We start from the raw sequence: 25271 nt of genomic DNA, 5'->3' as shown, positions 1-25271 counted from the left end.
AATTATATGGTTTTTCTCAGCTTCTGTCGCCTTATAACAGGCCTCTCGAGCAGTCGTGATACACGCCATACGAAACCCGTGTTCAGTCACCGCTCAAAGCCAAAAGTTCACATACCTTTCACATCGATCTGAAGCCCCCGAAACCTGGCTCCGCAAACATTAAAAACGTGCGGATTTGTATCATCACCGAGTCCTATCCACCCCACGTCAACGGCGTATCCAACACAGCCAGACGAGCAGCCCACCACGCTCGCAACGCCGGCCACGACGTCCTCGTGATCGCCCCATCACCTCAGCCCGCATGGATCGGCAGATACACCCGCATCGAAGGCATCGATGTGTACCAGGTCCCCGCACTCGCCGTCCCTGGCTACAGCAGCTTCACCGCATCGACCGTCACGTACCTCTCGCTGAGGCCCATCATTTCCCGTTTCAACCCCGACGTGATCCACGCCGCCTCTCCGCTGTGGCTCGGACATGCTGGAACATCTGCCGCCAAGAGCCTCGGGATCCCTATCGTCGCGGCGTATCAAACTGACATTCCGGCCTACCTCGGCCGCTACGGGGTCGATGCGCTGCGCACGCTGGCGCTGGCACAGTTGCGTCGAATTCATTCGCGTGCGCACACCAACCTTGTACCGAGTTCGGTCTCGGCTCAGCAGCTGAGCGAACTCGGCGTCGGCCGCTTGCGTATGTGGGGTCGCGGGGTCGATCACACGAACTTCTCCCCTGCTCGCCGCGCAGAGGGGCGAGCATGGTGGAACAGACACGGCGTCGGTCTTGGCGGGCGCCGCATTGTGGGGTTCGTGGGGCGGCTTGCGCCTGAGAAGCAGGTTGAAGACCTCTCAGTCCTTCTTGGTGGCGGGCACGGACTTCCAGCGGTCGATGCGGATGTTGCGGTGATCGGTGACGGCCCGGCTCGCGCTTCGGTTGCCGCGGCCCTGCCCGGCGCGCACATGATGGGCCTGCAGCAAGCACCCACGGTTGGTGCGGCTATCGCTGGGCTCGATGTTCTGGTCCACACAGGCCCGCATGAAACCTATTGTCAGGTGGTCCAGGAGGGTCAGGCGGCCGGGGTTCCGGTCGTTTCAGTTGCAGCGGGCGGCCCGCTCGATCTGATCGAGGACGGAATCACCGGCCTGTTGTATGAGCCGGGGAATCTGCGGCAGCTACGGCATCACGTCGAAGAGCTTTTGGCTCGCCCCGAGTGGGCCGTGAAAATCGCAGAAGCCGGCGCCGAAGCGGTCGCGGACCGCACGTGGGATGCGATCAACGATCAACTTCTAGGCCACTGGTCCACTGCGGCCTCGACGGGTAAACGGCTCAAGTCCTGGACGGTCTAGCCCTGACTTAGGCTCTGGGCTATTAGGCTCCTGAGTCCGTAGGTTCTGTGGCGTCTGTAGGCTCCGTCGACTTAGGCTCTGCCGCTTGGGTCTGCAAGCTCAGATTTCCGTGCGCCGTCGAGTACACGCGCCTCCGTCCCGACTGGACAGGAAGTTCTGCTTCCCCCACCGCGATGCGCGGCTGATACAGCCGTCGTCCCGTACGGAAAACGACGTTGAAGTCGACGTACCCTTTCGGCAAGTCCGCGAACGTTCCGGCTGGGATCGTTGCAATGACGGTGTTTCCCTCGAGTCGCGCCGGAACCCGGCGATAGAGGGTTGTACCCCGCAAGGTCCACGCGAGTGAAAGGTCCTGCAGGTCAGGAAGCTCTACGGGTTCGCCCTTCTCGGTAGCCTCCAGCTTGACCTTCAGCTCTAGCGTTCCTTCGGGTCCTTCCCCAGCGTCGTTACGAAACTCAGCGGAGACGGCTTGGGCTTTGAACGAGGCCCGGCTGATCTCACCGAATTCCAGCTCGCCGAGCACACGACCCCATTCACGCACGATATTCGGCTCGAAAAACTCTTTGGCCCGCTCACGTGCCGCCCGCCGCATCACTGTGAGCTCCTGAGGGCTCATTGTCGCGACCTTGACGATCGTCTCTGCCAACGCATCTACGTCACCCGATGGCACGAGGAAGCCGTCGACGCCATGCGTGATGATCTCCGCAGGTCCGTAATCGACGTCGTAGACGATCGGGATGCAACCTGCAGACATGCTCTCCATGGTTACAAGTCCTTGCCCCTCATAGAGACTTGAGACAAGGCTGAACGAGGCATCCAGATAAACCTGTTTCGCTTTCTGATCGTGGCCCTTCAACTGAATCGAGGCCGATGCGTCCAAGCCGTGAATCAGTTCTGCGAGCGTCTCAGATTCAGGGCCCTCGCCGTAGATGTCGAGCCTCAACCCCGGAACCTCACGACCCGCTTGTGCGAACGCACGAATCGTGTGGTCAACGCGTTTAGCCGGAACAAGCCGCGCCAAGCTAGCGCCAAAATGCGGGTCCCGTTGCTTTTCCGGGTCACCCGCGAGGTCTTCCGTCGGATTCGATATGCGGCGCATACTCGCGGCAGGAAAACCCAGATCGATCAGGTCAGCACGCTGCTTCTGCGTCAAGGTGATCATGGCGTCGTACGCACCAAGATTCTTCAACATCGGGAGCTTGCCCTTGACCAGTTCCCCTTCGACCGTAGGGTTCTGCCTGACGTGCGAGCTGTGCATCACGTTCGTCACGACCACGTTTTTGCGGCGGTAACGATGAAACAGGTTCGCGGCGAATGCCGAATCCACGTTGATGTAGCTCCGCTTGCCGCCCAACACGACGTCCATCCACGCCATGTACATGTCCGTAGCGCTACCCCACTGCGCGATGACACCACCGTCACTACCGAACAAGGTCAAGCGGCGGCCACCGGCTTCACCTCTCACCTTCATATCGAGTCGATCAGTGAGCACGATCTTGCCGCGAGACGAATACACATCGCGTTGCAAGACCTTACCCGCGGAATCGCTCCGAGTCGCCTCTATATTGCGCCGCTCCCGTTTACTCCGAGGGGCGTCGAGGATATCTTCTGTAGCTGATTCATCAACGTGAAGCGTCCCGGTCATCCGGCGAAGCATCTCGTCTGGCCACGTCCGCATGTCATGCCACACGTTCCGGATACGCACACGCTCATCGAGGAACCCTTGGGAACGCAACCGCTTAGTTCGCTCCACAGGGTCTTGCTCGTGCGCAAAAGTCAGGATCGTGACGCGACGGTTATCTTGGCGCGCGAACGCGCTCGTGCGTTCAAGCGATACGGTCGTCATACCGCCATAGGAGTCCGCGATCCCCCATAGAACCGTGTAGTACTCGCCCTCGGGAAGAACGCCGTTCGGTGTCAGCGGTTCCGGCTTCGGCTCCTCATGCTTGTTCAAGAGCTTGCCAAAAAAAGTACCCAACGGGCTCATGCGTCGATCTGCTCCTTCTCGAGTCGGTCTGCCGACTCGATCAAAAATTCCTTACGTGGTGCAACGTCCGACCCCATGAGTAGATCAAAAATCCGCTCCGCCGAAGAGGCCTCTTCGAGGCGAACCCGGCGCAGAGTGCGGGTCTGACGGTCCATCGTCGTCTCAGCGAGCTGTTCAGCATCCATCTCGCCGAGGCCCTTGTAGCGCTGGATCGGTTCCTTATAGGACAAGCCTTCTTCTTCGATCCGCTTCAGAACCTGGTGCAGCTCGGCTTCCGAGTACGTGTACACAACCTCGTTCGGATTCGAACCGCGATGCACAATCTCGATCCGGTGCAACGGCGGAACCGCAGCGTACACGCGGCCGTCCTCGACCATCGGGCGCATGTAACGGTAGAACAGCGTCAACAGCAACGTGCGGATGTGGGCGCCATCGACGTCGGCATCCGTCATGATGATGACCTTCTGGTACCGGGCCTGGTCGAGCTCGAACGTGCGGCCCGAACCCGCGCCGACAACCTGGATGATCGCGGCGCACTCGGCGTTAGACAGCATGTCCGCGACCGAGGCCTTCTGGACGTTGAGAATCTTGCCGCGGATCGGCAAAAGCGCTTGGAACTCGGAGGACCGCGCCAAGCGCGCGGTACCGAGCGCGGAGTCACCCTCGACGATGAACAGCTCGGAACGGTCAACTTCCTTGGTCCGGCAGTCCAGGAGTTTGGCTGGCAGAGCCGAGGACTCGAGCGCGGTTTTCCGGCGTTGAGTTTCCTTGTGTTTACGCGCCGAGATGCGGGACTTCATCTCGTTGACGATCTTCTCCATCACGGCGGTCGCTTGTGCTTTGTCCTGGCGGCCGCGTGCGGAAAGCTTTTCCTTGATCCCCTGCGTCACCACACGCGAAACAATCTGTCGCACCGCAGACGTGCCGAGCACTTCCTTGGTCTGCCCTTCAAACTGTGGCTCAGCCAAGCGGACCGTGACGACCGCCGTCAGGCCGGCCATGACGTCGTCCTTTTCAGGCTTATCTTCGCCCGCTTTGAGGCGGCGCGCGTTGGCTTTGATCGCGTCGCGCACGGCGCGTGTGAGGCCGTTTTCGAAACCGGCCAGGTGCGTACCGCCTTTAGGGGTCGCGATGATGTTGACAAAGGAACGCACCGTGGTGTCGTAGCCGATGCCCCAGCGCAGGGCGATGTCGACGTCGCAGGTCCGCTCGACGTCTTGCATGGTCGCGTGCCCCTGATCGTCCAGGACCGGGACTGACTCCGTGAAGGTTCCGCTACCCTGGAGCTTCCACGTGTCGGTTACGGACGCGTCGAGGGCCAGATGGTCGACGAACTCAGTGAGCCCGCCGTCATACTGCATGACTTCTTCGGTGATCTCCGCGCGGGTTCCGTCGGCTTGCTTGCGGCGGCGTTCGTCACGGATCACGATGCGCAGGCCAGGAACCAGGAACGCGGTCTGGCGGGCACGGCGTTCAAGGGCGGTCGCATCGAATTGGGCGTCCGGAGTGAAGATCTGAGGGTCAGCCCAGTAGCGGACGCGGGTTCCGGTGACGCCGCGCTTGGCTTTACCGATGACTTCCGGCTGTTGAGGCTCTTTATATGCGCTGAATGCGGCGTCTGGCTTCGGTTGCCCCTTATCGGTGAAGGTTCCGGGTTCACCACGCCGGAACTGCATGCGGTAGGTCTTGCCGCCGCGGTCGACTTCGACATCGAGACGGGAGGACAGCGCGTTGACGACGGACGCGCCGACGCCGTGCAGACCACCGGAAGCCGTATAGGAACCGCCGCCGAACTTACCGCCCGCGTGCAACTTGGTGAATACGACTTCGAGGCCGGAGAGCCCCGTGCGAGGCTCGACGTCGACCGGGATGCCACGGCCGTCATCGGACACTTCGACCGAGCCGTCCGAGTGCATCGTGATGGTGATAGTGGAGGCGTAATCAGCGAGGGCCTCGTCGACCGAGTTGTCGATGATCTCCCACAGGCAGTGCATGAGGCCCCGCGAATCGGTTGAGCCGATATACATACCCGGGCGTTTACGAACCGCCTCAAGTCCTTCAAGGACCGACAGGTGGCGGGCCGAATACTCGGATCGCTTGGACACGGTGATGCCTTTCTCCGGGATCTGCGGTGATGTTTCGAACTATGCAGCAGACGTTTTCTGGGCTTCGATCGAGAGAAGCTCTTCCATTAAGAATAGGGTTCACCTGCGTTAAAGATGCGGAACCAGGCTTCAAGGCCATGTCACATTCCGCGTTGGCGTACGCCGGTGGTGAAATTGGGGGCGTCTCGGGACTGTGTGCCTCGCGCGCGTGGTTACATTGATAGCTACAGATTCTGCGTTAGGTATAGGAGGATCTCATGAACGCGACTGCTACTCGTGAGCTGACTGCAGCTGATCGTTGCGATAAGTGTGGCGCTCAGGCGTATGTCCGCGCTACATTGACTTCTGGTGGGCAGCTTTTGTTCTGCGCGCACCACGCGCGCGCCGTTGAAGAGTCGCTTCGTCCGCAAACCAGCGAATGGCTGGATGAGTCGGACCAACTGACTCTTAACGCCTAACCGTTTTCTCCCCGTGAGGTGATATCCGTGGTGACGTCTTCTTTGTTCGTTGAGACTGAACGTCCTGAGCGTTATGTGAAACAGCTTCTGTCCCATTTGACTCGGGTCAAGCCTGATCCTGAGGGCGGGCCGGATCGCGCTCGTTTCGTAAGTTCCGATGTCGAGGCTGGCACGCAGCTGGCTTTCACTGATGACGGTACGACCCCGGATGAGTCGAATTACACGCTTCTTGTGTGTGAGCCGGAACGCGGCGTGGCGGTGACTCACAACGCGTCGAGCGAGGAGAAGCTTGAACGTCTGGAGAAGGTTGTGACCGGCCATTTGTGGCGTTTCATTCACGGCCGTGAAGCGCAGTATCCGGATCACGAACGTAACGCCGGCTGACTCTTCCAGCTTTCTGTAAAAGCACAGCCTTTATAAACGCCTCGGGGCGGACATCCGAAAGGATGTCCGCCCCGAGGCGTTTGTGTCTGTTGCTTAGTCGAGGTAGTCGCGCAGCACCTGGGAGCGCGATGGGTGACGCAGCTTGGACATGGTCTTGGATTCGATCTGGCGGATGCGTTCGCGGGTCACGCCGTAGACCTTGCCGATTTCGTCGAGGGTTTTCGGCTGGCCGTCGGTGAGACCGAAACGCATCGCAACAACGCCTGCTTCACGTTCGGAGAGCGTGTCGAGCACCGTGTGGAGCTGCTCTTGGAGCAGGGTGAACGATACGGCGTCGGCTGGGACGATCGCTTCGGAGTCTTCGATGAGGTCACCGAATTCGGAGTCGCCGTCTTCGCCGAGTGGCGTGTGGAGCGAGATTGGTTCGCGACCGTACTTCTGAACTTCAACGACGCGTTCGGGCGTCATGTCGAGTTCCTTAGCGAGCTCTTCCGGGGTTGGTTCGCGACCGAGGTCTTGCAGCATCTGACGCTGTACGCGTGCGAGCTTGTTGATGACTTCGACCATGTGCACCGGAATACGGATGGTGCGGGCTTGGTCTGCCATGGCACGGGTGATGGCCTGGCGGATCCACCAGGTTGCGTAGGTCGAGAACTTGAAGCCCTTGGTGTAGTCGAACTTCTCTACCGCACGGATCAGGCCAAGGTTGCCTTCCTGGATGAGGTCAAGGAACAGCATGCCGCGGCCCGTGTAGCGCTTAGCGAGCGATACGACGAGGCGGAGGTTCGCTTCCAGAAGGTGGTTCTTGGCGATGCGGCCGTCGTGAACGATCTGTTCGTAGTCGTAGCGCAGGCGCCTGTCCATGCGCTTGCCTTTTTCTTTCGCTTCTTCGAGCTTGTGCTGGGCGAAAAGGCCCGCTTCGATGCGTAGCGCGAGGTCGACCTCTTCCGCTGCGGTGAGCAGCGCGACTTTACCGATCTGCTTGAGGTAGTCCTTGACCGGGTCAGCGGTTGCTCCGGCGACAGTCACCTGCTGCTGTGGAGCGTCGTCTTCGTCGTTCGAGGAAAGAGTAAAGCCCTTGGACTCTTCGCTTTCCTTCTTACCGGACTTGGATTCGCCCTGCTTCTCCTGGCCGTGACGCTGTTCAGGCTCGTCGTCCTCGTCTTCGTCGTCGACGTCCTCGTCGTCGCGATCCTCGCGGTCGTCGTCTTCGTCCTCGTCGACGTCCTCGAGATCTTCGTCTTCGAACTCGTCTGGCTCTTCTTCGTCTTCGTCTTTTGGCTTCGCTGCCTTCTTCGTTGCGGCTGCAGTCGTTGCCTTCTTAGCCGCAGGCTTGCGCGTGGTCGTCTTCTTGGCAGTCGCTTTCTTAGCGGCCGGAGCCGCTTCTTCCTCAGTCTCTTCTGCCTCTGCGGCTGCTTCCTCGGCTGCTGCCTTGCTCTTGGCAGCGGTCGAGGTCTTCTTAGCCGTTGCGGTCGCCTTAGCGGCGGTGCTCTTCGCAGCCGTAGTCTTCTTCGCGGCAGTAGTCTTCTTTGCAGCAGTGGTGCTCTTGGCTGCGGTCGACTTGGTAGCCGTAGTCTTCTTGGCTGCGGCAGTCTTGGTTGAAGTGGTCTTCTTCGCAGTCGTGGACTTCGTTGCCGCGCTTGACTTAGCCGCAGTGCTCTTAGTGGTTGCGGTCTTCTTCGTTGCAGTCTTGGACGCAGCGCTCTTGGCGGTCGCAGTCTTTGATGCGCTCGCCTTGGTGGTAGCGGCCTTGGTGGCGGTCGTCTTCGATGCGGCCTTCTTGGCAGGTGCCTTCTTTGCCGCGGTCGAGGTGGTCGCCTTTGGCTCCGCTGTTGCGGTGTCCTTCGACTTCGAGGAGGTCTTCGCTGGCACGAGTTCCCTTTCTGGTCAGCAAAATCCGAGCGTGGCTAAGGGATGCTCACGCTACTATGACCCTGTCAAGTCCCAGGTGAATCGGCACACGCGTCGTGCTTTTGTGCCCCTGAGTTTGAAGGGTCGTTAAGGTTCAACGACGTAACGATCGCTTTTGTTCCCAATCTCCTGAAAAATTTTTCTTCATCTTTTAGGGACTTCAACCCACCGGGGGTAAGGCCGCGTATCCAATACATCCTTGACCTGCGCAACAAACGTGTTCAGAGGCTGCTGGCCGGCCTCATTGGAGCCGGCTTTACGCGCCTCAATATCGGCGAGCCCTTCTTTCTCCAGCAGGAGCGCTTGTTCGATTTCACGTGTGGCTTGTTCGTGGTTTCCCATCGCCCACTCAATCCACGCGAGCATTGCCCGCGCCGTCGAACGCGGCCCCTTCCCCGCTGCTTGGGTCATCGCACACGCGTATTCAGTGATGTTTCGGTGAGCTCTCAGACCATCTACTGACATCGGGCCGCCCCACTCCCCTGTAAAAACTTCTCTGTATTCGACTGTCGAGGCGAGTCTGCAAGGGACAGTGATCTGTTGAATCATTCGTTCGCGTTCAGTTGCTATGTCCAACTGTGCGCATACCGCCGCCACGACGTGAACAAGAGAATGAGTCCAGGGGCCAACATACTGATTACTCGTGTGTGTATGCGGCCCAGGCTCCGACTCGTGAAGCTCATGCTGTCTGAGAACCCACTCCCAAACATCGACCATGTGCCATAAACCGTTGTTGACCAGCGCCCGGTCACGTTCCCGCTGCGCCGAGTCATATGCGGCATGGAAAAGCTCCTGCGCGCACTCAGGTATTGCTTGATGATGGTTACGTGGCAGACCCTCCCCTAGGTGCGCCGGTTCGCTTGAGCGCACGTTGCTGTGGTGAGTGGCCCACTCGCCGCCTTCGTGGATGGTGGCGTTGGAGAACCATCTAGACTCTTCAACCGCGTACGCCATGACAATGTTGGGCCACCGCTGGGCACACTTCTCAACCCAACGGCGTCCTGCAACGCCGGTGTCGTAGAGCCCCACGATGACCCGGTGCGATTCACGTGCACTCCGCTCTACAACACGTTCACACTGTTTGAGGTCCTGCTGGGTCCAGGCGTCACACCGAACCGTTCCTGTCCATACATCGTTCTCATCGGTCAGGATGAGAACTACCGCGTGGTGCGGCTGCTGTTCGCAATGTTGCTCTACGTAACGAAGTACATGCCGGAAATGTCCGATGCGCTTGTGGCTAACGCTGTTTGGTCCACGGAATTTGTTTGGTCCACTGTGGTCACTACGGCCGGTGGGATCTGGAGAAAGTTCAGAGATGCTCATAGACCGATTTCATCCGGTCAAAGAACGCCTCGGTGGGCCTCACAAGAAATAGTGGATATCAAGCCGTGGATCACCCGGCTGTGGATTCCCGAACCGGCCTCTATTTGACCCTGCGGCGAGCACGAATCTGTTGCATGAAAACATGCCTGAGCGGCGCGTAATCCGGATACCGCTTGCGTACGAGCCGCAGTGAGACGAAGAACCCGATGTAACCGATCACATACATCGCCAGCACGACGGTGAATGCAAGCTGGAAGCCTTCCAACGTATACAAAGCCCCGCCAGACGTCGCCGCACCTGCGCTCGGGTGCCCAGCCACCGCATCGAGCACAAACCCCACGCCGCCGATCGCGATCAAGCCGCCGGAGAACGAACCCACGTTCGCAACACCGGTCGCAGTGCCAGCAAGATGCGGAGGGTTCTCGGTGCGAGTGAAATCGAACGCGATCATCGATGCGGGGCCACCGCACGCCAAAACCGTGACGGCCACGAAGTTCATCCACAACGGAGCCCCGCCCGGCCACACAACCAACGCGACCCAACAGGCCAGCCCAGCCATCGAAACCAGGATCACCAAAAGGGAACGCCGGTACGGGTAGCGTGCGACCAAAACACCCAAAATAGGGCCGAAAACCATCGCAACGAACACGAACATGCTCATCAACACACTCGCTCGAGCCGGTGCGTAACCCATGCCCGAAACAAGGTACGGGTACCCCCACACGAGCAGATACACGTTGACGGAAAACGCACCCAACCAGTGCGTCCAAAACCCAAGCCACGTACCCGGGCTCACGCCAACCGCCTTGATCTGGCTCAGCAACGACAACCGTTGCCCGCCAGAATGAGACGGCCGTTTACCGCCCGGGAAATCCTTGACAGCTATAACCGTTAGCGCAAACGCCAAGACACTCATCGCCGCCAAAGAAACGAACGTTGTGGTCCAGCCGCGCCAACCCAAAAGCCACGCAACCGGGAACAGCGACATCAGCTGACCAACTTGCCCCAGCGTTCCCGTCAGCTGCGACATCACAGGGTTCAGACGCGGCGCAAACCACGCAGGCACCAGGCGCATCACGGACACGAACGTCATCGCATCGCCGGCGCCCACCAGGACGCGCCCCACATAGCCCTGGACCACGTCGGTGGCTAGCGCCAAAACGAACTGCCCCGCCGCCATCAGAACCGCACCGATAGCGATCATCCACCGCGAACCAATCCGGTCCACGAGCGTCCCCACCGGAATCTGCAAAGCCGCGTACACGACCAACTGCACGACGCCGAACGTGCCCAGCACTGCAGCCGTTGCGTTGAAACGCTCGGTAGCATCCAGACCGGCAACGCCGAATGAGGTACGTTGCGTCACCGAAACCATGTACGCGAATACGGCGACGCCCCACACGAGCCACGCGCCGCGGCTCGTTTTATTTGTCATTAGCTTTATTCTTCATCGTCTCGTTCGTCTGCTTGATCGCCTTCAGCCTGTGGCTTGGCCTCAATCTGGCCCCACATTTCGGCGTCCTCAGCGAACGTATCAGATACGTTGCTCAAGAACTTTTGCGCAGCGGCCGCGATCTGCTCACCATCGGGAAGTTCGGACTCGTCGTCGGCGAGCGCCGCAGACGAACGCAGCAGCGGGGTTTCCATGTCGTAGCGCTTCTCAAGACCTTCAAGCATCGAAGCCGCTTCAGGGGTCGACTGAAGTTGCTCCTCAATCTGGGCGTCCACGGCCCGGCCGAGTTCGCGTAACTGCTCGCTCGGAACAGAGATACCGGCATGCGCGGCGATCGCGTCCAAACCTGCAACAGCAGCCGCTGGATAGTCGGAGTCCGCGATGTAGTGCGGAACTTGGACCGTCATGCCAGTCACGTTAAAGCCATGTTCAGTGAGCCGGGCCTCAAGCAAATGCGAGAACGAGGCCGGCAAGTTGAACGGCCCGCTTTCAAGGCCACCGGAGTCGCCATGCTCTCGCACCACGATCGGGCGCGTATGCGGAACCGGAAGCGGCATCGAATGAACAATGGAAACCTCGTTCGAGCCCACCGAGTCCAGTAGCTCGGTCACCGCCATCACGATGCGCTCCCACGCGATCACCGGCTCGGCACCAGACACGAGGATCGCCTGGTTCCCGAGCTCATCCGTGACGATGTCGGCTCCCAGACGCGGCGCACGGTAATCCTTGAACGTCCCGTCTTCGAACGTGATGCGTGGGCGGCGAGCACGGTGGTCGATTAGGAGGTCGGAGTCGAACTCCGCCAACGGTGTCAGCGTCATCTCGCCGCGGATAGCGCGGCGCATCATGCGCACGCCGGACCCCGCATCGAAGGCACCATCCACAAGAACAACAACGGGCAGGTTCGCTTCTGCGATCTGCCGTTGCGCTCTCCCGTGCACATCGATGATGTCATCTCCCAACACCGTGGTCAGACGCTCCTTCCATGCCGCTTGATCGCGTATTGCCGCTCCGCTCACACGCGTAACTGCTTCTATAACACCGCTAGAACACCATTTGTTCCCGCCCGTTCCACAGCGTGATCCGGCCTGTTCCACAGTTTTGTCAGGTCTGTTCCACAGCGTGATCGGGTCTGTTCCACAGAGGATGCGCATATGCTGGAGATAGTGGCCTCGCTCACGCGCGGCTGTATTGCGGCCGACATCCCTCGGCCTCTTCAATTCGTACAAGTTCGATTCGTACTCGATTAGTACAAGGAGATTTCACGCCAGTGCACGCCATTGATGAATTCACCCTTTCTGTCATTGCCCCTGACGAGTCCGGCCTCAAGCCTGACGCAACCGTTTGGGTTGCACGCGCTGAGAACGATGCGGCAGTAGTTCTCGGTGACGCTCCAGAGGGTCTCGCTGAGGCTCTTGAAGATTTGGCTTTTGGCGCCGATGCCGGCCAGGTCGCGCAGGTTCCGGGCGCCGGCGACAACGGATCGCTCGCCGTCGTTGTGGGCTTGGGTTCTGTTGTTGACCCAACGCCAGAAGATCTGCGCCGTGCAGCAGGCGTTGCAACCCGTGCCCTGGCTGGTCGTGAAACCGCGCTGTTGCGCTTCCCAGCTGAAGAGCCAGAGCTTTTGAGCGCAACGCTTGAAGGTGCGTCGCTCGGTGCATGGGCTTTCCGTGCTTACAAGTCCTCCAAGCCAGCCAAGGGCAACCCGCTTGAGCAGGCCGTCGTAGCAACGGGTCTCGCCAAGGACAAGGCAACAAAACAGATCGTTGAGCACGCAGCTATCGTGACCCGCCACGCCAAGCAGGTCCGTGCACTCGTCAACACCTCCCCTGCTGACCTCTTCCCAGAGACCTTCGCCGAATACGCACAAGAGCAGGCTTCCGGAACCAAGGTCAAGGTCGAGGTGTGGGACGAAAAGCGCCTCGCTAAGGAAGGCTTCGGCGGCATCATCGGCGTTGGTCGCGGCTCCGAACGCGGCCCGCGCCTCGTCAAGCTCTCCTACGAGCCATCCAAGAAGGCTAAGCACCTCTCTATCGTCGGTAAGGGCATCACGTTCGACACCGGCGGTATCTCGCTCAAGCCAGCCGGCGGCATGGAAGAAATGAAGTCCGACATGACCGGTGCAGCCACTACCCTGCACGCTGTTTTGGCCGCCGCTGAGCTCGGCCTCAACACCCGCGTCACCGGCTGGCTGTGCCTCGCAGAGAACATGCCGTCCGGTTCCGCAACCCGCCCAGGCGACGTCCTCACCATGTACAAGGGCACGACCGTCGAGGTCACCAACACCGACGCCGAAGGCCGCTTGGTCCTGGGTGACGGCCTCACCAAGGCCTCGGAAGAAAACCCAGACCTGCTGCTCGACATCGCAACCCTGACCGGTGCGCAGCTTGTCGCACTGGGTGCCCGCACCGCAGGCATCATGGGCGACGACGAAGCCACCGCCGCGATCGAGGCCGCAGCAGAAACCACCGGCGAACTGCTGTGGAGCATGCCGATCCCAGAAGAGATCCGCAAGGACCTCGACTCCGTGACCGCAGACCTGCGCAACTCGGGCGACCGCAACGGAGGCATGCTCAAGGCAGCCGCATTCCTGCGCGAATTCGTTGGCACCAAGGACGACGACAACAAGCCAACCTGGGGCCACATCGACATCGCAGGCCCATCCTTCAACAACAGCGCACCGTGGGGCCACACGCCAAAGGAAGGCACCGGCTACGCACTGCGCACGCTCGTTGAAGTTGCAGCCAACCTCGGCGACAACTAACCCACAAGCCCTTGCGGAAAGCTGAGGGCTTATACAACCGAGCAACACAACTGAATAATGCAGAGGGCCTGGCGGCCACAACCCGCCGAAACCAGTCAGAGAACGGTCTGGGAACGGCACGAAATCGGCTCATGATCATCCAGAAATCGGCTCATGGCTTATTTCGACGGCCGCCAGGCCCTCTGCTGTCCACAAACCCGCCCGCAGGGGCTAACATAAAGAGAAGCATCTCAACACCGACCTAAGGGAGCATTCCGTGGCCGAATCGGCAACGACAGAATTTGACGTGTTGGTCCTCGGCGGAGGTTCCGCCGGCTACTCAGCGGCTCTTCGCTCCGCACAGCTGGGCATGAAGGTTGGCCTGGTTGAGCGCAGCAAGCTGGGCGGCACCTGCCTGCACACCGGCTGTATTCCAACCAAGGCGTACCTGCACTCCGCAGAGCTCGCAGACGAAGCACGCACCGCATCCAAGTACGGCGTCAACACGACTCTTGACTCCATCGACATGGCTGCCGTCAAGAAGAACAAGGACACCATCGTCCAGGGCAAGTTCCGTGGCTTGTCCGGCCTGATCAAGATGCGCAAGATCGAGGTCATCGAAGGTGAAGGTAAGCTCACCGGCCCTGACACCGTGACTGTGGACGGCACCGAGTACAAGGGCAAGAACATCGTCCTGGCTACCGGTTCCAAGACCAAGACCATGGGCATCGACATCACCGGCCGAGTCATCACCTCGACCGAAGCCCTCGAAATGGACTACCTGCCTGAGTCCGCGATCGTTCTCGGCGGCGGTGTCATCGGCGTCGAGTTCGCATCCATGTGGAATTCCTTCGGCGTTGACGTGACCGTCGTTGAGGGCCTGCCGTCGCTGGTTCCAAACGAGGACCCATCGATCATCAAGGTCCTTGAGCGCGAGTTCAAGAAGAAGGGCATCAAGTCCAAGACTGGCGTCTTCTTCGAAGAAGTCACCCAGGACGATGACAAGGCAACCGTGAAGCTTGCCGACGGCACCTCGCTCGAAGCAGACCTCGTGCTGGTCGCTGTTGGTCGCGCACCTGTCACCGAAGGCTTCGGCTACGAAGAGCAGGGCATCGAAGTCGACCGCGGCTTCGTCATCACGAACGAGCGTCTCCACACCGGCGTAGGCAACATCTACGCGATCGGCGACATCGTCCCAGGCGTCCAGCTCGCACACCGCGGCTACCAGCACGGCATCTTCGTCGCAGAAGAGATCGCTGGCAAGAACCCGGTCATCGTTGAAGACATCAACATTCCGAAGGTCACCTTCTGCGAGCCAGAGATCATGTCCGTGGGCTACTCGCAGCCAAAGGCTGAAGAGAAGTTCGGTAAGGACAACATCGAGGTCGCTGAATACAACCTCGCCGGCAACGGTAAGTCCTCGATCCTCGGCACCGGCGGCATCGTCAAGATGATCCGCGTCAAGGAAGGCCCGATCGTAGGCGTCACCGGCATCGGCGGCCGCTTCGGCGAGCAGATCGGTGAGGCACAGCTGATTGTGAACTGGGAAGCATACCCAGAAGACGTCGCACACCTCGTCCACGCCCACCCAACCCAGAATGAGTCCCTGGGCGAGGTTGCTCTGGCACTGGCCGGCAAGCCTCTCCACGGCTAACTCTTATCGATAAGCCGCCGGTGAGTTCGAACACATGAGCACATCGCAGGTGCGTTCGAGCTCGCCGGCGTCTTAGGCTTATACGTAATAGCGTTATCACTACAAGCATTAACGGCCCGGGGACATCACAGTTTCTTGGGTAACGTGAGGAAGACAGCTCCGCCGGTTGCAGAATTTGCGGGGCAAAGAACAGGAGTGAGTTCCGATGTCTGAGACCGTGAACCTGCCCGAACTGGGCGAATCAGTTACCGAAGGAACCGTGACCCGCTGGCTCAAGTCCGTCGGCGATTCGGTAGAAGTCGACGAACCGTTGGTGGAAGTGTCCACCGATAAGGTCGACACCGAAATCCCATCGCCTGTCGCCGGCGTCATCGAGGAGATCCTCGTTGACGAAGACGAAGACATCGAGGTTGGCGCTCCGCTGGTCGTCATCGGCGACGGCTCCGGCAGCTCCGATGGTGGCTCTGATGATTCCGCTGACGAAGCTGAAGAGGAAGAAGCCCCAGCTGAAGAGGCTGCCGAAGAGACCGCTGAAGCTGAAGAAAGCCAGGACTCCGGTTCCGAGGAATCGGGTTCTGAGGACTCCGGCGCGTCGGATTCCGGTTCGGACGACTCGGGCGAGAAAACCGAGATCAAGTTGCCTGAGCTCGGTGAATCCGTGACCGAAGGCACCGTGACCCGCTGGCTCAAGGAAGTCGGCGATTCCGTCGATGTTGACGAGCCACTCATCGAGGTTTCGACCGACAAGGTCGACACCGAGGTCCCATCCCCTGTCGCTGGTACTCTGCTTGAGATCAAGGTTGAGGAAGACGAAGACGTCGAGGTCGGCCAGGTCTTGGCTATCGTCGGCTCGGGTTCCGCATCCTCTTCTTCCGAGGCACCAAAGGAAGAGCCGAAGGAAGAAACTAAGGAAGAAGCTAAGGAAGACGCCCCTGCAGAGGAGCCAGCTGAGGAACCGGCTGAAGAGTCCAAGCCAGAGCCTAAGGAAGAGCCTAAGCAAGAGGCTAAATCGGAGCCTGCTCCAAAGGCAGAGTCCGCATCTGCCGGTGCAGATAAGTCTGCCGCTGGCTACGTGACCCCGATCGTCCGCAAGCTCGCTAACGACAACGGCGTTGACTTGAACTCGATCGAAGGCACCGGCGTTGGAGGCCGCATCCGTAAGCAGGACGTCGAGGCCGCTATTGAGAAGCAGAAGTCCGCTTCCGCTTCCCAGCCAGCTGCCGCATCGGCACCTGCCTCGTCCGCACCAGCTGCGAAGGCACCTTCGAACGTTCCGTCGCCTGAGGCTCTCAAGGTTCGTGGCACGACCGTCAAGGCTCCACGCATCCGCCAGGTCATCGCTTCCCGCATGCGTGAGTCGCTGGACATCTCGACCCAGCTGACCCAGGTTCAGGAAGTCGACATGACCCGCATCGTCGCGCTGCGCAAGCAGGCTAAGGCCTCCTTCCAGCAGACCCACGGCGTCAACCTGACCTACCTGCCGTTCATCACTAAGGCCGTTACGCACGCTCTGACTCAGATCCCTGCGTTCAACGCTTCCTACGATGAAGAGAAGCAGGAGATCACCTACCACGACGCCGAGCACATCGGCATGGCTGTCGACACTGAGCGCGGCCTGCTGGTACCGGTGATCTCGGATGCTGGCGACTTGTCGCTGGCTGGCGTTGCTAAGAAGATCGCGGAAGCCGCTGACAAGGCACGCACCAACAAGCTCAGCCCGTCTGACTTGTCCGGTTCGACCTTCTCGATCACCAACATTGGTTCGGTTGGCGCGCTGTTCGATACCCCGATCATCAACCAGCCGAACGTCGGCATCTTGGGTACGGGCATCATCGAGAAGCGTCCACGCGTTGTGACCGACGAGTTCGGCAATGACGCGATCGCTATCCGCCACATGATGTACCTGTCGCTGACCTACGATCACCGCCTCGTTGACGGCGCTGACGCAGGTCGCTTCCTGCAGACCGTCAAGGCGCAGCTCGAGAACGCCGAGTTCGCTTCTGAGCTCGGCCTCTAAGGCAGCTGCTCGACGCATATATGCATAGGTCCGGGGCCGCAACCGTGAGGTAGCGGCCCCGGAGCCATATGCAGCGGATCATCTGCAGCGGACGCTGTAGACACCAGATTTCATTTACGCCCAAAATAACAAGGACGTTTTCATGCCCGTACTGCAAGATATTCTCCTGGCCCTGCACATGGTGGGCCTCGCCGCGATTGTTGGTAGCTGGCTCACTCATTTCAAGCCAGCAACCGTGACCGTTTGGCAGGTTTACGGCGCTATCATCCAGGTCGTCACTGGCCTTGGCATGTTCGGCACCATGATGGCCCTCGGCGGTCAGATCAACCACATGTGGTTCGGTATCAAGTTCGCGCTGGGTCTCATCATCCTGGTCTGCGCGCTCATCGGCTACAGCAAGGCTAAGAAGGGCCAGGAAGTTCCAACTGGTCTAGCCCACGGTGTAGGTGGCCTCGGCTTCCTCACGATCTTCTTCGCCGTGTTGGGTCGCTAACCACTACCCTTTCCGCTTGGCCGCAGCTGAGATAGTGTCTATCTTCCAGCTGCGGCCAACGCGTTTAAACCCAACCTCGAGAGCCTCCGTGCGCTCAGGCTCACGCGCCACGACACGTCCGGACTCCGTTTCAACCGTGTGGGCATTCAAGGTCAACTCAACAACCGCTGACGCCGATGCGGTATCTGCTTGCCGGGTTCCGATGCTGACGCGTTGCAGGCGCATTTCAACCCCTGAGAACCTGTGCTTCTGAGAACGCATGTTCTCGATCATCGTCCGGTCACTTTTCAGCCCTTCAGCGCGCTCCGTATACACCTTCTCAAGCGCAACGGCATCACGTCGGTTGAGCGCATCGATCCGTGATTCGAGCTGCCGTTCAACTTCTTTCTCGCTCAGCTCCTCCTGCCAGGATGCTTCAGGCGATGGCGGGGACGCCGGGCCAGATTCCTTAACAGACGTTGTAGGTTGAGTTGGTTCATCGATACGTGAAGCCTGAGCCTCACCCTGCGAACGGGGCGAGAGGAAAAGTAGGAGGCTCGCAACGGTGAGCATCCCTAAAACCGCCACTGTGACAATCATGGATTGCGGCGTACCCCTCACCGAGTTCAGCAATGTTCCCAGCCGAAAACTTGGCCGTTCCCGGCCGCGTCTCGAAGCTCTCCTTGATTCTTTCCTCCGGCTCGCTGCCTTCGTTGGGCGATGTTGAGTCAACATCAAGGCCCGGCCCTCGGCACGAATCGCTTGATCGATGTTCAGCGGTTCGGGTTCCTGCACGGCTAATACCTCGGCCGCGATTTCAGAGGCCGCCGGCCGCTCCCCCGGATCCGATGCTAGACAGTCGTCGATTAGCTGAGCGAAGCGCTCATCGATGCCCTCTACCAATAGCGGCAACGGTATTCGGCTCTTAGCTTCCCCTGGAGACTCCCCCGTCAGAACAAACCACGCGAGAGCACCCCACCCCCACACGTCGCGGGTTTGCGTTGCTTCCTCCTCATCCGGCGCAAACCCGGCCGTCATGCTGTGACCGGGAGCCGCGCCTAATGCGCGCGCGTTCCCCGGATCGATCAACACGGGAGCGCCGTCGGCCCTAAACATGACGTTCTGCGGGCTCACATCCCCGTGCAGCGCCCCATGGGCATGAAGATGCGCCAAGGCTTGCGCGATCGGCACGAGCAACGTCACAGCTTCACCTACCGGAAGCACACCGCGCGCTTCGAGAAGGCCTGCCGCGGAACCGCCTGGGACGGCCTCCATAACAAGCTGTCGTGCGTCCTCGGCGCCCAATGTCGGACCATCAGTTTCCCGAATACCGGACAGTTCCCTTGAATAGATTTTCACGAGGTGCGGATGATCCCATGCCGCGGGTACGGTCTGGTCTGGTTCTTGACTCGACTGCCGCGTACGCCGGACGGCTACTGTATGCCCACCTCGAGTTTCAAAATGTACGTCAGCTTCCCCGCCTGAGCGCAAATAACTCCGGATATCACGGCTCACATCCCTCTCCAGAACTTCGGGTTGCTGATCTTCAGGTTCGTAAGGCATCCGGCTCTCGCTCCTTCGAGTCACAAAACTCAATACGTGGACGTTCTGAAAATCAGTGTGCATTATTCAGCACCACTGCCGCTGAGTTGTCCACAGGTAGCCCTTGCCAGCGCAAATATTCCGTTATTCACAGCAACCTCTAATGGGTCAGCTTTCCCCAACGACTCTCATCAGAGCGATCTTCATCGCATGTGGACACTATGCTGTTACGCATGGACATCACCGTGCTGGAACCTGGATACGGCTCAGAGGCCGTCGAATATATGGAGGCATGGAGCCTCCAGCAACGCATCCATGACGACGTTGTGGAGGGCAACGCCCAACCAACGTTGATTCTCCTCGAGCACCCGCCAACGTATACGGCCGGCGTCGCACACAGGACTCAGATCGTCCGACCGACGGAACCCCCGTCATTGACGTCGACCGCGGTGGCCTCCTCACCTGGCACGGCCCTGGCCAGCTTGTGGCCTACCCCATCGTTCCGCTCAAGGACCGCGCCGCCATCAAACCTTTCGTGTGGGCGCTCGAAGAGGCCATCATCAAAACTGTGGCCGACTACGGGATCACCGCGCAGCGCGTAGATAAGCGCGCGGGAGTCTGGGTCATCAAGGAAGGGGTGCAAGACGAGAAGATCGCGGCGATCGGCCTGCACATCGAAAACGGTGTCTCGATGCACGGACTCGCGCTCAACGTCAGCAACAGCCTGGACCCCTACAACGTGATCGTCCCGTGTGGCATCCAGGATGCCGGAGTCACTACGATGGCGTTGCAGACCGGGCGGAACATTACAGTGACCGATGTTGTTGAGACTTTACGTAAGCACCTCTTGGAAGAGCTTGCGCCCGTCATCGCGACCCCAGAAAACTTTTCCGCGAATCAGAACACCAAGGAGAAGACCCGAGCATGAGCGCCCCAGCACCTGAAGGCCGCCGACTTTTGCGCGTCGAGGCACGCAACGCAGCAGTCCCTGTGGATCGGAAGCCTGAGTGGATCCGCGCCGAACTCAATATCGGCCCGGAATACGTCAGCCTCAAGAAAGATGTGCACGCGAAAGGCCTTCACACGGTGTGTGAAGAAGCCGGTTGCCCTAACATCTTTGAATGCTGGGAAGACCGCGAAGCCTCGTTCCTGATCGGCGGTTCCCAGTGCACCCGCCGTTGCGACTTCTGCCAGATCGACACCGGTAAGCCACAGCCGCTCGACCCAACCGAACCGCTCAAGGTTGCAGAATCCATCCGCGAAATGCAGTTGCGTTACGCAACCGTCACGGGTGTTGCACGCGACGACCTCGAAGACGGCGGTGCGTGGCTGTACGCCGAGACCGTGCGCAAGGTTCACGAGCTCAACCCGAACACCGGCATCGAGCTGCTCATCCCAGACTTCAACGGCGAGCCAGATGCGCTTGACCAGATCGTTGAATCGGCGCCAGAGGTCTACGCGCACAACGTGGAGACCGTTCCGCGCATCTTCAAGCGCATCCGCCCGGCTTTCCGTTACGAGCGTTCCCTCGACGTGATCCGTTACGCGAAGGATCGCGGGCTCATCACCAAGTCCAACCTGATCCTCGGCATGGGTGAAACCCGTGAGGAAATCTCAGAGGCGCTGCGTGACCTGCACGAGGCAGGCACCGACATCATCACGCTGACCCAGTACCTGCGGCCAACGCAGCTTCACTTGCCAGTTGATCGCTGGGTCACGCCAGCGGAGTTTGTTGAGCTCAGCGAAGAAGCAGAAGAGATCGGTTTCGGCGCCGTCATGGCTGGTCCTCTGGTTCGCTCGTCCTACCGTTCGGGCCGTTTGTGGGCACGTGCAATGAAGAACACGGGACGGGAAATCCCAGCCCACCTCAGCCACATCGACGACAGCGGCTCCGCACGTCAAGAAGCGGCGTCCCTAGTCTAACAGGCCTACCGACGGGGTGGATACAGCCATGCCTCACAAACCGAGAACACAGCGCAAACCGCGGGCAATAATTGCCGCTGCGGTAAGCATGCTCGCCCTCGCAACGTTGAGCGCATGCGGCGACGGCAAGACGCCAGAGCCAAGTGACCCTGCCCCGTCGGTTAGCCCCACCGAAACGACGAGCCCCTCACCATCAGAGGACCCCGATCCAAAGGATCCCGGTACCGACCTCGACGCGTGGCCGAACGACCTCACCCCAGTGACTGTGAAAACCCTCAAGGACCCGGTGCTTGAGCACAGCTTCACGGTGAAGCAGGTCCTCGTGAACCCGAAAGGTTTGCCAGATCCACCCGAGAAAACCGGGTGGCTGCTCGCCCAAGTCGAGGTCACTGCAGGGGCTTCCATGATGAACGAGCCACGGTGTTCCTTCATCCAGGTTTCAAGAGAGTCAACCTACTCACCTGAAGCCTCGCACCAGGTCATCGCAAACTATGCCGCGGCCCTCAACAAGGTTGATGAGTACATAGATCTAGACATCAGTCCCCTCTCGGTCCTTGAATCCGGAACCCCTGTGACGGGTTGGTGCCTCTACCAGGTCAAGAACCTCAACCCTGAGAAACCCGAATCTGAAAAGCCAGAAAGCGTCGATGGCGCATTGCTATGGATGCATGTGCATCGCCCAGCGATGAAAGACCCAGGGAAGAACAGCTTCCCTGAATACGTCGAGTCCGCAAGAATACGCTTCGCTCAAGATCAGCCCACACCGGAGGCTGAACAGGACAGTAGCTAAACAGAACAGCGAACGGTAACGTTCCGTTTCGTCGCTAGCTCCAGCATCCTCAGCTCGACCGTCTAGAATGATTCATTATGGCCAGACTTGATCAGAACGCCCGCGAACAAATCGCGAAGCTGCGTGAACAACAAAAAGCGGAAAAGCAGGCTCAAAAAGACGCCAAGAAACGTGCGCGTGCCGAACGGAAAGAAAACGGACGCGGCGGACAGATCCGTGAAATCTTCCGCATGACCCGCGAAGCGAAACCAGCCCTGCCATGGATCATGCTGGGTATCGTGCTCGGCTCGGGTGCGATTGGTTTCGGTATCGGTTGGTTGCTGAAGAACTGGATCACGTTCCTCATCATCGGCCTCGTCGTCGGCCTCATGCTCGCGATGCTCTACATGTCGCGTAGCGGTGAGAAGGTCGCATTCCAGAAGATTGAGGGCCGCCCAGGTGCCGCCGGTGCCGCGATGTCGATTCTGCGCCGCGGCTGGATTCTCAAGGAAGAGCCTGTTGCGGTTTCCCCTCGCACTCAGGACCTCGTGTTCATGGCCATTGGTCGTCCTGGTGTAGTTCTGGTGACTGAGGGCCCTAACGGTCGTGTCCGTTCCCTGGTTGAAGGTGTTCGCCGCGACGTCGAGCGTGCAGTTCGCGGTGTCCCGGTAACGATCGTCAACGCTGGCTCCGGTAAGAACCAGACCCCTCTGCCTGAGGTCTCCAAGACGATGAAGAGCCTGCCGAAGGCGATTTCGCGTCAGGAAGTCCGCGCCGTGGACCAGCGCCTTTCGACTCTGCGTTTGTCCAAGCCGCCGATCCCTAAGGGCATGGACCCTAACCGCCCGCCACGCATGTCGCGCCGTGCGCTTCGCGGTAACTAGTAACGCTTTTCGTTAGATACGCCGATGGCGGTGGAGATCATGTCTCCACCGCCATCGGCGTCTTTATGGTCAGTTGAAGGCCGCTTATTTGCGGACGATGCGGCCGCTGGATCCGCCGCGAACCACGGTCAGTACAAGGCCGCGGAGGCGGTCGTGGACACCACGCTGGTCGGCGTCCATCACGACAGGCGGGATCACGAGCAACAGCAAGACGGTGCGGATCAAGGCGTCCAGGGGCGAGATCGGGCTGCCGTCTAGACGTTGAACCTGTAGGCCTAGGATCCAGTGGCCGATCGTGCGACCGAAGATCGTCAACATCACGAGTGTCATGACTGCGAACGCTACGAGGTTAAGCCACGGCAGCACGTCCCGACTGATGAGCCACGAAACACCCATCGCGAGACCCCAGTCGATCAGCAACGCCAAGATACGTGGGCCCATACGGCCCACTGATCCCGGCCCAGACTCTGGGCGGTCGAGTCCCGCACCGGGATATTCGCTGTTATGGGTTTGAGGAGGTCCGCTAATCCACGAGCCAATATCGGCTCGTGTGACGCGTGTCTCGCGCTCGTTGTCACGTTTTTGGGCCATGAGCCTCATTCTACGTGGGGAGCCGGCCGAGACTTTTTCTGTACGGCACGCAGTTTCTTAACAAGACGGGCACAGTGCTTCTCAAGAATGCGAACGCAATGCATCTAAAGAAGACGAACACAGCGCAGACAAAAACCAACATGCTTGGGAACTTTTTGACTAAACTAGAACGCAAGGCCCGCCGTATCTCAACGGGCCACACACCATGCCTAGGAGGCTACAGACGTGTTTACGTCACCGGAAGAAGTACTGTCCTTCATCGAAAAAGAGGAGGTGCAGTTCGTCGACATACGGTTCACTGACTTGCCTGGCATGCAGCACCACTTCAACGTGCCAGCCTCGACGGTCGACGAGGATTTCTTCGTCAACGGCCAGCTGTTCGACGCTTCCTCGATCCGCGGTTTCGAGGGCATCGCTAACTCCGACATGCAGCTGATCCCGGACATCAAGACGGCTTTCGTTGACCCGTTCCGCGCAGCGAAGACCCTTGTCATGACGTTCTCCGTGGTCAACCCTCGTACGGGCGAGCCATACGGCCGTGACCCACGCGGCGTAGCGGAACGCGCTGAGGCTTACCTCGCATCGACCGGCATCGCTGACACGGCCTTCTTCGCATCTGAAGCCGAATTTTTCATCTTCGACGACGTGACCTACTCGACCGAGCCACACAACAGCGGTTTCAGCGTCGACTCCGTCGAAGCCCCATGGAACACCTCCGCGATCGAGGTTGCAGGCAACCTGGGCCACAAGATGCGCCTCAAGGGCGGCTACTTCCCGGTCTCCCCTAACGACAAGCAGGCAGACCTTCGCGACGACATCTCTCTGCGGTTGACCGAGGTTGGCCTGAAGGTCGAGCGTGCACACCACGAAGTTGGTGCAGCCGGCCAGGCGGAAATCAACTACGAGTTCAACACGCTCGTACACGCGGCTGACGACCTCATGAAGTTCAAGTACGTCGTCAAGAACGTCGCTGAAGAATGGGGCAAGTCCGCAACGTTCATGCCGAAGCCGCTCCAGAACGACAACGGCTCCGGTATGCACTGCCACCAGTCCCTCTGGAATGACGGCAAGCCGCTGTTCTACGACGAGCTCGGCTACGCGAACCTGTCCGACACCGCCCGCTGGTACATCGGCGGCCTGCTGCACCACGCATCGGCTGTCATGGCGTTCACCAACCCGACCGTGAACTCCTACCGCCGCCTCGTCAAGGGCTTCGAAGCACCAGTCAACATGGTGTACTCGCAGGGTAACCGCTCGGCCGGCATTCGTATCCCAATCACCGGTTCGAACCCGAAGGCCAAGCGCCTCGAGTTCCGCGCGCCGGATGGCTCCTCCAACCCGTACCTCGCGTTCGCTGCACAGCTCATGGCGGGCCTGGACGGCATCCGCAACCGCATCGAACCGGCCGACCCGATCGATAAGGACCTCTACGAGCTCCCACCAGAGGAAGCCGCAGACATTCAGAAGGCGCCAGAAACCCTCTCCGAGGCGCTCGAGGCGCTGCGTGAGGATCACGAGTTCCTGCTCGCAGGCGACGTGTTCACCGAGGACCTCATCGAAACCTGGATCGAGGACAAGTACGAGAACGAAGTGCGCCCGATGATGGCCGCTGTCACCGCACTGGAATACGAGCTCTACTACTCGCTCTAAGCCGCGGGCTAGCTGAGCACACTAAACCATACAGTCGGAGGGGCTGGGAACCACACGGTTCC

20 protein-coding genes are annotated in these 25271 nt (G+C 59.8%); 12 read left to right on the top strand and 8 right to left on the bottom strand.

Annotated elements, in window-relative coordinates; all coding sequences use genetic code 11:
• Nucleotides 1-167: 167 nt before the first annotated feature.
• Nucleotides 168-1343: a glycosyltransferase family 4 protein gene (locus tag CAY35_RS03430; protein ID WP_109303331.1), complete on the top strand. Its 1176-nt coding sequence runs from the start codon at nucleotides 168-170 to the stop codon at nucleotides 1341-1343.
• A 22-nt stretch (nucleotides 1344-1365) separates the two neighbouring features.
• On the opposite strand, the gene CAY35_RS03425 is transcribed toward CAY35_RS03430, so the two are convergent.
• On the bottom strand, nucleotides 1366-3330 hold the full coding sequence (locus CAY35_RS03425; RefSeq protein WP_109303330.1) for a glycosyltransferase: 1965 nt from the start codon (nucleotides 3328-3330) through the stop codon (nucleotides 1366-1368).
• Nucleotides 3327-5435 (bottom strand): DNA gyrase/topoisomerase IV subunit B, encoded by a 2109-nt coding sequence (locus CAY35_RS03420; protein WP_109303329.1) that lies wholly within the window; start codon nucleotides 5433-5435, stop codon nucleotides 3327-3329. The genes CAY35_RS03425 and CAY35_RS03420 overlap by 4 nt, the downstream gene beginning before the upstream one ends.
• 257 nt (nucleotides 5436-5692) lie before the next feature.
• On the opposite strand from CAY35_RS03420, the gene CAY35_RS03415 reads away from it, so the two are divergent.
• Entirely contained in the window at nucleotides 5693-5893 is a 201-nt protein-coding gene (locus CAY35_RS03415) for a DUF7455 domain-containing protein (RefSeq protein ID WP_109303328.1), read from the top strand.
• Between the two features lie 27 nt (nucleotides 5894-5920).
• Nucleotides 5921-6277: a DUF2218 domain-containing protein gene (locus CAY35_RS03410; RefSeq protein WP_181377472.1), complete on the top strand. Its 357-nt coding sequence runs from the start codon at nucleotides 5921-5923 to the stop codon at nucleotides 6275-6277.
• A 93-nt stretch (nucleotides 6278-6370) separates the two neighbouring features.
• Here the strand turns inward: CAY35_RS03410 and CAY35_RS03405 are convergent, their stop codons facing one another.
• The 4 genes from CAY35_RS03405 to CAY35_RS03385 all read right to left on the bottom strand — a co-directional run bounded on the left by CAY35_RS03405 (nucleotide 6371) and on the right by CAY35_RS03385 (nucleotide 11929).
• On the bottom strand, nucleotides 6371-8149 hold the full coding sequence (locus CAY35_RS03405; protein WP_109303326.1) for an RNA polymerase sigma factor: 1779 nt from the start codon (nucleotides 8147-8149) through the stop codon (nucleotides 6371-6373).
• 183 nt (nucleotides 8150-8332) lie between these two features.
• Nucleotides 8333-8599 carry a hypothetical protein gene (locus tag CAY35_RS09460; protein WP_146191907.1) on the bottom strand — a complete coding sequence of 89 codons (267 nt, stop codon included), beginning with the start codon at nucleotides 8597-8599 and terminating at the stop codon, nucleotides 8333-8335.
• Nucleotides 8600-9611: 1012 nt separating this feature from the next.
• Entirely contained in the window at nucleotides 9612-10946 is a 1335-nt protein-coding gene (locus CAY35_RS03390) for an MFS transporter (RefSeq protein ID WP_109303323.1), read from the bottom strand.
• Nucleotides 10947-10951: 5 nt separating this feature from the next.
• Nucleotides 10952-11929, bottom strand: a complete 978-nt coding sequence (locus CAY35_RS03385; RefSeq protein ID WP_181377471.1) for a proteasome assembly chaperone family protein — start codon at nucleotides 11927-11929, stop codon at nucleotides 10952-10954.
• 305 nt (nucleotides 11930-12234) lie between these two features.
• Between CAY35_RS03385 and CAY35_RS03380 the strand changes: the two genes are divergently transcribed.
• The 4 genes from CAY35_RS03380 to CAY35_RS03365 all read left to right on the top strand — a co-directional run bounded on the left by CAY35_RS03380 (nucleotide 12235) and on the right by CAY35_RS03365 (nucleotide 17871).
• The gene (locus CAY35_RS03380; RefSeq protein WP_258265607.1) at nucleotides 12235-13728 is read left to right on the top strand and encodes a leucyl aminopeptidase; all 1494 of its coding nucleotides are present in this window, start codon (nucleotides 12235-12237) and stop codon (nucleotides 13726-13728) included.
• Nucleotides 13729-13984: 256 nt separating this feature from the next.
• Nucleotides 13985-15361 carry a dihydrolipoyl dehydrogenase gene (lpdA, locus tag CAY35_RS03375; RefSeq protein ID WP_109303321.1) on the top strand — a complete coding sequence of 459 codons (1377 nt, stop codon included), beginning with the start codon at nucleotides 13985-13987 and terminating at the stop codon, nucleotides 15359-15361.
• 205 nt (nucleotides 15362-15566) lie between these two features.
• A complete protein-coding gene (gene sucB / locus CAY35_RS03370; protein WP_109303320.1) occupies nucleotides 15567-17378 on the top strand; it encodes a 2-oxoglutarate dehydrogenase, E2 component, dihydrolipoamide succinyltransferase in 1812 nt (603 codons plus the stop codon).
• A gap of 142 nt (nucleotides 17379-17520) precedes the next feature.
• Nucleotides 17521-17871: a hypothetical protein gene (locus tag CAY35_RS03365; protein ID WP_109303319.1), complete on the top strand. Its 351-nt coding sequence runs from the start codon at nucleotides 17521-17523 to the stop codon at nucleotides 17869-17871.
• 3 nt (nucleotides 17872-17874) lie between these two features.
• Here CAY35_RS03365 and CAY35_RS03360 read toward each other — a convergent pair whose 3' ends face one another.
• Nucleotides 17875-19413 (bottom strand): serine/threonine-protein kinase, encoded by a 1539-nt coding sequence (locus CAY35_RS03360; RefSeq protein WP_258265606.1) that lies wholly within the window; start codon nucleotides 19411-19413, stop codon nucleotides 17875-17877.
• Between the two features lie 412 nt (nucleotides 19414-19825).
• On the opposite strand from CAY35_RS03360, the gene lipB reads away from it, so the two are divergent.
• The 4 genes from lipB to CAY35_RS03340 all read left to right on the top strand — a co-directional run bounded on the left by lipB (nucleotide 19826) and on the right by CAY35_RS03340 (nucleotide 22968).
• Nucleotides 19826-20320: a lipoyl(octanoyl) transferase LipB gene (gene lipB, locus CAY35_RS03355; RefSeq protein WP_309136523.1), complete on the top strand. Its 495-nt coding sequence runs from the start codon at nucleotides 19826-19828 to the stop codon at nucleotides 20318-20320.
• A complete protein-coding gene (gene lipA / locus CAY35_RS03350) occupies nucleotides 20317-21315 on the top strand; it encodes a lipoyl synthase (protein WP_109303317.1) in 999 nt (332 codons plus the stop codon). Before lipB ends, lipA begins: the two co-directional genes overlap by 4 nt.
• 88 nt (nucleotides 21316-21403) lie before the next feature.
• Complete coding sequence (locus tag CAY35_RS03345) at nucleotides 21404-22105, top strand: hypothetical protein (RefSeq protein ID WP_109303316.1); 702 nt, start codon at nucleotides 21404-21406, stop codon at nucleotides 22103-22105.
• Between the two features lie 77 nt (nucleotides 22106-22182).
• Nucleotides 22183-22968 carry a DUF4191 domain-containing protein gene (locus tag CAY35_RS03340; RefSeq protein WP_109303315.1) on the top strand — a complete coding sequence of 262 codons (786 nt, stop codon included), beginning with the start codon at nucleotides 22183-22185 and terminating at the stop codon, nucleotides 22966-22968.
• A gap of 84 nt (nucleotides 22969-23052) precedes the next feature.
• On the opposite strand, the gene CAY35_RS03335 is transcribed toward CAY35_RS03340, so the two are convergent.
• Nucleotides 23053-23559 carry an RDD family protein gene (locus CAY35_RS03335; protein ID WP_109303314.1) on the bottom strand — a complete coding sequence of 169 codons (507 nt, stop codon included), beginning with the start codon at nucleotides 23557-23559 and terminating at the stop codon, nucleotides 23053-23055.
• A gap of 225 nt (nucleotides 23560-23784) precedes the next feature.
• On the opposite strand from CAY35_RS03335, the gene glnA reads away from it, so the two are divergent.
• On the top strand, nucleotides 23785-25209 hold the full coding sequence (gene glnA / locus CAY35_RS03330) for a type I glutamate--ammonia ligase (protein ID WP_109303313.1): 1425 nt from the start codon (nucleotides 23785-23787) through the stop codon (nucleotides 25207-25209).
• Nucleotides 25210-25271: the final 62 nt, after the last annotated feature.

This window comes from Pseudoglutamicibacter cumminsii (assembly GCF_003143995.1).
GTDB classification, from domain to species: domain Bacteria; phylum Actinomycetota; class Actinomycetes; order Actinomycetales; family Micrococcaceae; genus Pseudoglutamicibacter; species Pseudoglutamicibacter cumminsii_B.
This window is presented reverse-complemented; position numbering and strand designations above follow the sequence as displayed.